The 2,031-nt window shown below is 70.6% G+C and carries 2 protein-coding genes; both read left to right on the forward strand.

Features of this window, described 5'->3' with window-relative positions; translation table 11 throughout:
* The first annotated feature begins 49 nt into the window (after positions 1-49).
* Positions 50-991: a diiron oxygenase gene (locus tag IY392_RS15465; protein ID WP_228549489.1), complete on the forward strand. Its 942-nt coding sequence runs from the start codon at positions 50-52 to the stop codon at positions 989-991.
* Positions 991-2,031, forward strand: a 1,041-nt coding sequence (locus tag IY392_RS15470) for an FAD-dependent oxidoreductase (RefSeq protein ID WP_194861684.1), incomplete at its 3' end; no start/stop codon positions are given. The genes IY392_RS15465 and IY392_RS15470, both read left to right, overlap by 1 nt.

Here is a 2,031-nt window from a genome sequence, read left to right on the forward strand (position 1 = left end):
GCCGTCGGCCCCGACCCCGACCAGTTCGCGCGAGGAGTACGACGCCACTCTGCTCCGCCTGTCCGAGGCGTCGGTGCGACGCCACTTCGACGCGTTCGTCGACGTCCCCTGGGACCATCCCGACTTCCGGGTGGACCGCTCCGACGAGCGCTGGATCCTCCCCGCGGCGGTCGACCCCCTGGGTGCCCACCCCTGGTACCAGTCCCTACCCGTGGAGACGCGGATCGAGATCGGCATGTGGCGCCAGGCCAACATCATGAAGGTCGGCCTGCAGTTCGAGAACCTCCTGATCCGCGGGATCATGCAGTACATCGCCACCCTTGACAACGGATCGGCAGAGTTCCGGTACCTCACCCACGAGGCGACCGAGGAGTGTCACCACACCCAGATGTTCCAGCAGGGCGTGAACATCATCGGCGCCGACGTCCCCGGCCTTCCCCGCTGGCTGCGCAGGGTCTCGCCGGTCATCCCCTGGTTCGCCTCCCTCACCCCCGTGGGCTTCTTCATCGGCGTCCTCGCCGGCGAGGAGCCCATCGACCACACCCAGAAGCAGATCCTGCGTGGCGCGGACGAACTCCCGCCCGTGCTGAGCCGGATCATGGAGATCCACGTGGCGGAGGAGGCCCGGCACATCTCCTTCGCCCACACCTACGTCGCCCGCTACGCGCCCCGGTTGACGCGCGGCCAGGCCTTCGCGATCTCCCTGGCGTTCCCCGTGATCATGCGGGTGCTGTGCGACGCCATCCTCAAGCCGACCAAGGAGTTCCGCGAGGAGTTCGGCGTCCCCCGCGAGGTCATCGACGAGCTCTACTGGAACAGTCCGAAGTCCCGTGAGTTCCTGTCCGACCTCTTCTCCGACGTCCGCATGCTCGCCGAGCAGTCCGGTCTGATGAACCCCCTCGCGCGGCGGGTCTGGCGGGCCCTGAAGATCGACGGCCGCGCCTCCCGCTACCGCAGCGAACCCCCCGTCACGTACGCCACCCACGCCTGATGCCCCACGTCGTCACCCAGGCCTGCTGCGCCGACGCGTCCTGCGTGCACGCCTGCCCGGTCAACTGCATCCACCCGACTCCGGACGAACCGGACTTCGCCACCGCGGAGATGCTGTACATCGACCCGGACGTCTGCGTGGACTGCGGGGCGTGCGTCGGCGCCTGTCCGGTCGGCGCGATCGTCCCCGACGACCGTCTCACGCCGGGTGAGCAGGTCTTCCTCGACCTCAACGCCGTGTTGAGCACACCCTCACGACCGTATCCGCCGCAGGCACCGGTCCCCCCGATCCGCCGTCTGGAGCGCGACCGGGGACGTGCCGGGCACCCGCTCCGGGTGGCGATCGTCGGAGCCGGACCGGCCGCTCTCTACACCGCGGATGAACTACTCAGGCAATCGGGCGTCGAGGTGACCGTGTTCGACCGCCTGCCGGTGCCCCACGGACTGGCCCGCCACGGCGTGGCCCCCGACCACGCCCGGACCCGGTCGGTCACCGATCTGTTCACCCTCATCGAGAACCAGTCCGGGTTCACCTACCGCCTGGGCGTGGAGATCGGCCGGGACCTCGGCGTCGGCGACCTCGCCGCGCACCACGACGCCGTGGTGTACGCGACCGGGGCCAGTACCGACCGCCCCCTCGACATCCCGGGGACCGGACTCCCCGGGAGCATGTCCGCGACGCAGGTGGTGAGCTGGTACAACGGCCACCCCGACCACGTCGACGCGCGCGTCCCGCTCGACCACGAGCGGGCGGTCATCGTGGGTAACGGCAACGTCGCCCTGGACGTCGCCAGGATCCTCGCCACTCCCGCGGAGGCCCTCGCCGGGAGCGACATCTCCCCCGTGGCCCTGGAGGCACTGCGCAGCAGCCGCGTGCGCGAGATCGTGGTACTGGGCCGGCGCGGGCCCGCGCAGGCCGCGTTCACGCTCCCCGAACTGGTCGGGCTGGCCTCGCGGGACGACATCGACCTCCGCGTGGAGGCCCCGGGCGGGATCGACCCCCGTGCGGCGACCGACCGCCAGAGGTCCCTCATGCTGGAG

Source organism: Dietzia sp. SYD-A1 (assembly GCF_015356725.1).
GTDB lineage: Bacteria > Actinomycetota > Actinomycetes > Mycobacteriales > Mycobacteriaceae > Dietzia.